Below are 6519 nucleotides of genomic sequence, written 5' to 3'. Positions count from 1 at the left end.
ACGCACCATTCCCAGTTTAATCAGAATTGCAGGTTATTAAATTTGCATTCCTAACCATTTCTATCAAAATTAAAGTGAAACGGCTGAAGGGCAAAAGGTAAAGGTTCTGAATACATCCTTTACCTTTTCCCAAACCACAAGGAAGGTGAAGATTACTTATCCGAACCGTATTGGGGTAACTCTTTGGCTTAGGCATCTACCTATGCTGTAATTGTCTCCATCTGCTGAGAACTTTTCTGCAACATCGGGGCAATTATATCAGCGGGGACAGGACGACTGAAGTAGAAACCCTGACCTTCATCACATCCACGCATTTGTAGGTAGTCAAGCTGTTCTTGGGTTTCTATACCTTCTGCCGTGATGTTCAACCGCAAGCTCTTTGCTAGGGCAATAATCGCATCGGTGACGGCAGCGCTATCAGGATTAGACGTGACATCTTGCACAAATGAGCGGTCAATTTTGAGCATGTTCACAGGAAAGCGCTTCAAGTAGTTCAGGGAAGAATAACCGGTGCCAAAATCATCTAAAGCCAAGCATATGCCCAGTTCTCGTAATTGTTTTAAGGTTTTAACCGATCGCTCAATGTTACCCATCAAGAAACTTTCTGTTACTTCTAGTTCTAGATCAGATGCTTGAAGTCCAGTCTCCTCAAGAATTTGGTTGACGATCTCAACCAGATACGGTTGTTCAAACTGTCGAGCTGACAAATTCACAGATATCCGAATTGGGGTAAATCCAGCAAGCTGCCAAGCACGGTTTTGGGCGCAAGCAGTTCGCAATACCCATTCGCCAATTGGCACGATCGCACCATTGGCTTCTGCAATCGGAATAAACTTTGCTGGAGAAATCATACCTAAGGTAGGATGCTGCCAGCGAATCAACGCTTCCATAGCTGTAACTTGTCCGCTATGTAAATCAATCAAAGGTTGATAATAAACCAGCATTTCGTTGCGCTCAAGCGCCCCATGTAATTCATTTTCTAAAGTTAGTCGCTCCTGCAACTGAGCATTAATTTCCGGCGAATAGAATTGGTATTGGCTACGCCCTTGCTGCTTTGCTTGATAAAGCGCCATGTGAGCCTGTTGCAAGAGTTGATCTACGCTATTGCGATCATTTAGACCATTAATTGTGATGCCGATACCAGCAGTAATATGAATCGAATTACCCTTTACAGAAAAGGGTTTGCTCAGGGTACTCAACAATACTTGAGATAGCTTAATCACATTTTCAAAAGAATGAATGTCCATGCGGGCAAGGGCAAATTCATCTCCACTCAAATGGGCGAGAATATCTGTTTGTGTTATGCAGGTTGATAACCTCTGGGCAACTGCTCTTAACAACAAATTTGTTGTCTCATGCTCCAACCCATGACTCATGCCGGTGAAATCATCAATACTTAGCAAAAAGACAGCTACAAGGCGCTGGTTGTTTTCAGGTTTGGATAGAATTTCATGGAGGCGATCGCGGAATAAATCACGATTGGGTAATCCAGTTAGATCATCATAATTAGTGATGTACTGAATTAAACCATCTAATTTATGAAGAGTTTGTGAGGTATCTGCCATCAATGTACCCGCTTCATCAGCAAATTCTGTAGGCAATTCAGGTAGTGTTTTGGTATTCAGATAATTTTGCAATGTTGCAGATGTCAAAATGACTGGTTTGAGGAGATGGTTTAGCGCATAGAGGGTGGCGGCTGTACCCGCTAATGTCGCCAACAGAGCAATAATCATAACTTGCACCGCCATCTCCAATGAATAGGAGTTTGAGATGACGAAACTCAAAAGTAAGGTCAAAAGTGGTACATGAGTGCCCAAAAAAGCCACCAACATGATTTTAGCTGTGTAACTTTTTTTGAGCCATCCGAAATTAGCTAGGAACGAGTACAGGTAGAGCTTTTGATTGAGCTTCATAAATTCTCTTCGATAGTTGGCAAATTAGTTCCGAGCTATCCTGACAAAAAAGTGTTTTGAATTCACATTCTAGTGAGATTAGCTCTTATGGAACCCAACCCTGATAAGGTTATATTTTATGCTTCCCAATATAAGTTCCTACTTAATATGGATTACGATAAAGTTTGTGTAAAACTTATTCCATAAGTAATTACACAGTCAAAATCAGAATTTTATTGATTGTTTCACTGTCAGTAGTTATTAGTGTGTCTTTATGTGATGTCAAAGCAAATATAGGACTCTGGCTTGAATTTTGAAAGCATACTGAGAGGGTGTTTGAAAAGTAATTGGCTGTAATTTTAAGTACTTTTAGATTCCCGCTAGCCCCCCTTAAAAAGGCTACGGTGTACACACAAGTCGAAAAATTCTCTACCCACATTTTTGTCAGAGTGAAACTGTCACACAGACAGGCAATCCCGCCCAGAACTAAAGTTCAGCGATGAGACTCGGAATTCATTCCGAGGCGGGATAGAAACGCAGTGCGAGATTTATTACTAAAGATATAACTGCGACAGACTTATGTGTACACCGTAGCTTAAAAAGGGGGGAACAGGAATCTAAATCCCCCTTAAAAAGGGGGATTTAGGGGGATCAAGATATATGCAACTTCACATTAAATTGGTATTAAATAATTGGTATTATTCTGATGTGTGCAAAAAGCAAATTTTTTAAGTTAATTATAAATATTTTTTAAGTTTATAGATTTTTTGATTTCCTTATATCCATAAAACTTTATTCTTAGAAACGATGTTTATAGCCAGTCAACTTGTATGAATAGCGAAAAAACTACAGAATTGCCGCTCTGGGTACAAGATAGAGATATAGTCATTGCTCATGATAAAGAAGTACAGTGGCGAGAAGGAAAACGCCCGGATTATTCTTACACCAATGAATTTCTTCATCAAGAGAGTAAATTTCAGCATCCAGCAGGTTCTTTAGAAGCGATCGCCCAAAACTTAGTCCGAAATTTTGAGATGGAAGCTTCTAATAAATCTAATCCTCAACAGTGGCTTTCGATTGTTACTGATAAGTTTAAGATGAGTACCAATGGAGGACAACAATACACTGCTCAGGATGTCGCAGTCGAAGGTACTTATAATCTCTTCCTGGGTGAAAGTGAGCAATATAGCTCTGAAACAGAAACCTTTGAATCTTCATTTCAGGTTTTTCATAATGCTTTTCCTAATGGCTTCCTTTGGGAATTAACAGAAGTCCTTTCGGGACCACCTAATGTTACTTTTAAGTGGCGGCATTGGGGAACATTTAATGGTTCCTATAAAGACTATGCACCCACAGGGGAAACAATAGAAATCGTAGGAGTTAGTATTGCTCGTGTGAGTGATGATTTGAAGATTGAATCTTTAGAACATTATTTTGATAATAATGTCTTTCTTCAAAAATTAACCGCAGGGGGTTGTCCCTTCCATTCCCAACAGTAGTAGTCCTAGTAACTAGAAGTCGCACTAGCTTGACTACACGAGACAAAACTTACCTCCGCAGGTTAGCAAACCTTTGATTTTGTCTTAGTTCACCTCCGTGGACTACGCTGCGGGTACTCCTTCGGAGAAATCGTTCGCGTAGCGTCTCCGTCAGGAGAAGAGTAGCCGCAAAGCAAAGCGTCTATGTTTGTGTAGTAGCGACTTCTAGTCGCCTATTGATTGCTAGAAAAAAGCCGATTTGTAAGTTGCTCTAACACCTTTAATGCTGTTAACGAACCTCGAATCAACCGAGTAGCAGCAAGGGGCTGTCGAAGCATTCCCATCGCTAAAGGGAAAGGATTTAGGGAGCCATCAGAGTTAATTGCTGGCGTGAGATCGGGGATATTGTGCTGACAATCGTCACTGACTATTCGCAGCATTGCCACTGCAACTCCAGCCGCATTGAAAAACTCTAGGGCGGTAAATCCTTCCATATCAACAACATCAACTGCTAAACTCTCACCCAAATGGCGTTTTTCGGTAGCAGACCAAATTACGCGATCGCTTGTCAGTGACTTGACTAAAGATACTTTTTCTGATGTCAAAGAGTGCAATTGTGCTGTGAAAGGGCGATCGCACTCTAGCCGCTTCCCTTGATAAAGACAATCTTGATACAGGACAATATCACCAACTGTATAGCGATCGCTCAAGCTGCCACATATACCCATAATCAGTACCCTGGATTTTGGAGCCAGGAATTGTCCATTTCCTTGGAATGTATGCAGATATTTAAGTAAAGGCTTCATTCCTACAGGTATAGCTACTACCGTTGGGATAGAACCAGTAACGCCGTTTAAGCCGCGACAGACAGCTTTATATTCTGCTCCCTGAGGTACCAGAATTGTGTTGATGGGCAAAAAATTAGGCACTAGCCCTCTCGACAGTTTCAAGTTTGCGTTTGGGTATAAGGCGATCGCCGCATAATTCCTTATGCTCAACAGAACCAAGTTTCATTTTTAGGCGTTGCTGAATTGAAGTAGAGACGTAGCATTGCTACGTCTCTACAAGGATTTTGGTATTATGCAAACTCATTTTCATACATGGAATCAGCAACGCCCATTTTTAAAGTTCAATTCTGTATTAAAAATTTTGCCACATCTGGGTGACAATAACTAAATATTGCCGTTTGCTGGTAACCCAAACTCGCAAACCCAAGGCGATTGCTGTAGCATGACTAAATAATTGTGTCACCCACACGATAATTTTCCAAGATGGTTAAGCTTGATCGCTCAAAATCCGCACGAGAACTCTTCAATATTTCCAAATTGGCGATTCAATTTTCGTGGCTGACGGTGAGTTTTTGGATTGCCGTAACGGTAGCTGGTGTTCTGGCTTTTAGCTCCCTCAAGTATGCCTTGTTTCCAGATATTACCTTTCCAGTGGTGGTTGTAAATGCTACAGCCCCCCTGACAACTGCGCTGGATACAGAGGCGAAACTCACCCAACCCCTGGAAGAACGCCTCCGCTCCCTAGAAGGATTGGAGAATATCCGCTCATCCACTTATCCTAGTCAAACAGCCGTTGCCCTTTCTTTTGCCGTTGGGACAAATTTAGAAACATCAACTAAAGAAGTTGAAACTGCCCTCAAGCAGGTGGCTTTGCCTCAGGGAGCGACTTCTAAAATTATTCCCCTAAATTTAAATGAGTCAGCTGCCATTAGCTATGCCATTGAGAGTCCTACGCGGAATCTTACAGATTTGACAAAGTTGGCGCAAGACGAGATTGTAAGTGCGATCGCTAAACTACCAGGAGTCCTGAAAGTCTCACTGTTGGGTGGTGCTACTGCAACTCCTCCCCTAAATCCAGCTAATGCCAGTGCATCTGTCCCCCAAACAGGGGCAACATTAGTCCGGTTTAATGGTAAAGATGCACTCGCATTTCAGGTAATCAAACGCGGCGACGCTAACACCTTGGAAGTAGTGAGTCGAGTTGAAAAAGAAGTCCAAAGGCTACGCTCTACCCTCAAGGATGTCAACCTCACCTTAGCAGCCACTCAAGCAGAATATATCCGTCAAGCTACTCAGTCAACCATCGATGCTTTGTTGGAAGCAGTTTTGTTGTCCATCGTAGTCATTTTTCCCTTTTTATGGAATTGGCGGGCAACTCTCATCTCTGCCTTGGCGATTCCGACATCTTTGTTGGCGACGTTTATCGTCATGGCGATTTTTGGCTTCAACTTAGAAACGATTACGCTGCTGGCTTTGGCCTTAGTTATCGGTAGTGTAATTGATGATGCGATCATTGATGTCGAAAACATCATGCGGCATATTGATGAGGGGGAAACTCCCCGCCAAGCTGCGTTCTCAGCTACAGATGAAATTGGCTTAACAGTTATCGCCACCACTGCTACGGCAGTAGCGGTTTTTTTACCCATTGGTTTGATGGGTGGGGTAATCGGGCAGTTCTTCAAGCCATTTGGAATCACAGTTTCAGCAGCCATGATTGCTTCAACATTGGTTGCGCGTACATTGTCACCAGCCTTAGCTACCTACTGGCTAAAACCTGCTACTTCAACTCCCCGACGCCAAGAAGCAAACACCTGGCTGAATTTTACCCAATATTACAGAAACTTACTTCACTGGTCTTTAAACCACCGCAAGACAGTAATCGCCTTAGCTATACTTAGCTTTGTTGCAGGTATGGCACTGAGTCTATTCATTCCCAAAGGGTTTATTCCTAAATTAGATCGCGGCGAGTTCAATATTACTTACACCGCCCCATTGCCAAAAATCCCTGAGCAATTTTTACAGGGACAAGCAGGGCAAGGGGGACAAGGGGTAATTTCTTCCTTATCTGCCACATCCCAATTCCCCATCCCCAACCCCTTAAACAATTCTCTAGAAGTTGCCAAGAAACTAGAAGATGTGGTGAGAAAATCTCCAGTAGTGGAAACGGTGTTTACTACTGTTGGTTCTCGTGAGGGTGAGCCAAATAAAGGTACGCTTTATGTGAAGCTCAAGGAAGACCGCAACATCAAAACTGCGGAAGTACAAGACCAATTACGATCGTCTTTACCTAATCTGCCTGGTGTGAGTAAGCTAATCGGCATTTAAGTTGCATAATCAGGGCGGGCAAGATGCCCACCCCAC

General features: G+C 42.5%; 3 protein-coding genes and 1 pseudogene. 2 read left to right on the top strand and 2 right to left on the bottom strand.

Annotated elements, in window-relative coordinates; translation table 11 throughout:
- Window positions 1-200 precede the first annotated feature (200 nt).
- On the bottom strand, window positions 201-1913 hold the full coding sequence (locus VB740_RS35180) for a putative bifunctional diguanylate cyclase/phosphodiesterase (protein WP_323204438.1): 1713 nt from the start codon (window positions 1911-1913) through the stop codon (window positions 201-203).
- An 809-nt stretch (window positions 1914-2722) separates the two neighbouring features.
- Between VB740_RS35180 and VB740_RS35175 the strand changes: the two genes are divergently transcribed.
- A complete protein-coding gene (locus tag VB740_RS35175) occupies window positions 2723-3391 on the top strand; it encodes a SnoaL-like polyketide cyclase (RefSeq protein ID WP_323204437.1) in 669 nt (222 codons plus the stop codon).
- 212 nt (window positions 3392-3603) lie between these two features.
- On the opposite strand, the gene VB740_RS35170 is transcribed toward VB740_RS35175, so the two are convergent.
- Window positions 3604-4299 carry a phosphorylase gene (locus VB740_RS35170; RefSeq protein WP_323204436.1) on the bottom strand — a complete coding sequence of 232 codons (696 nt, stop codon included), beginning with the start codon at window positions 4297-4299 and terminating at the stop codon, window positions 3604-3606.
- A 342-nt stretch (window positions 4300-4641) separates the two neighbouring features.
- On the opposite strand from VB740_RS35170, the pseudogene VB740_RS35165 reads away from it, so the two are divergent.
- A pseudogene (locus VB740_RS35165) lies at window positions 4642-6465 on the top strand (efflux RND transporter permease subunit); the annotation flags it as partial.
- Between the last annotated feature and the right edge of the window lie 54 nt (window positions 6466-6519).

This window comes from Nostoc sp. UHCC 0251, assembly GCF_034932245.1.
Lineage (GTDB): Bacteria > Cyanobacteriota > Cyanobacteriia > Cyanobacteriales > Nostocaceae > Nostoc.
Note: the sequence above shows the minus strand (reverse complement) of the source record. Positions and strands in the feature narration are given on the sequence as shown.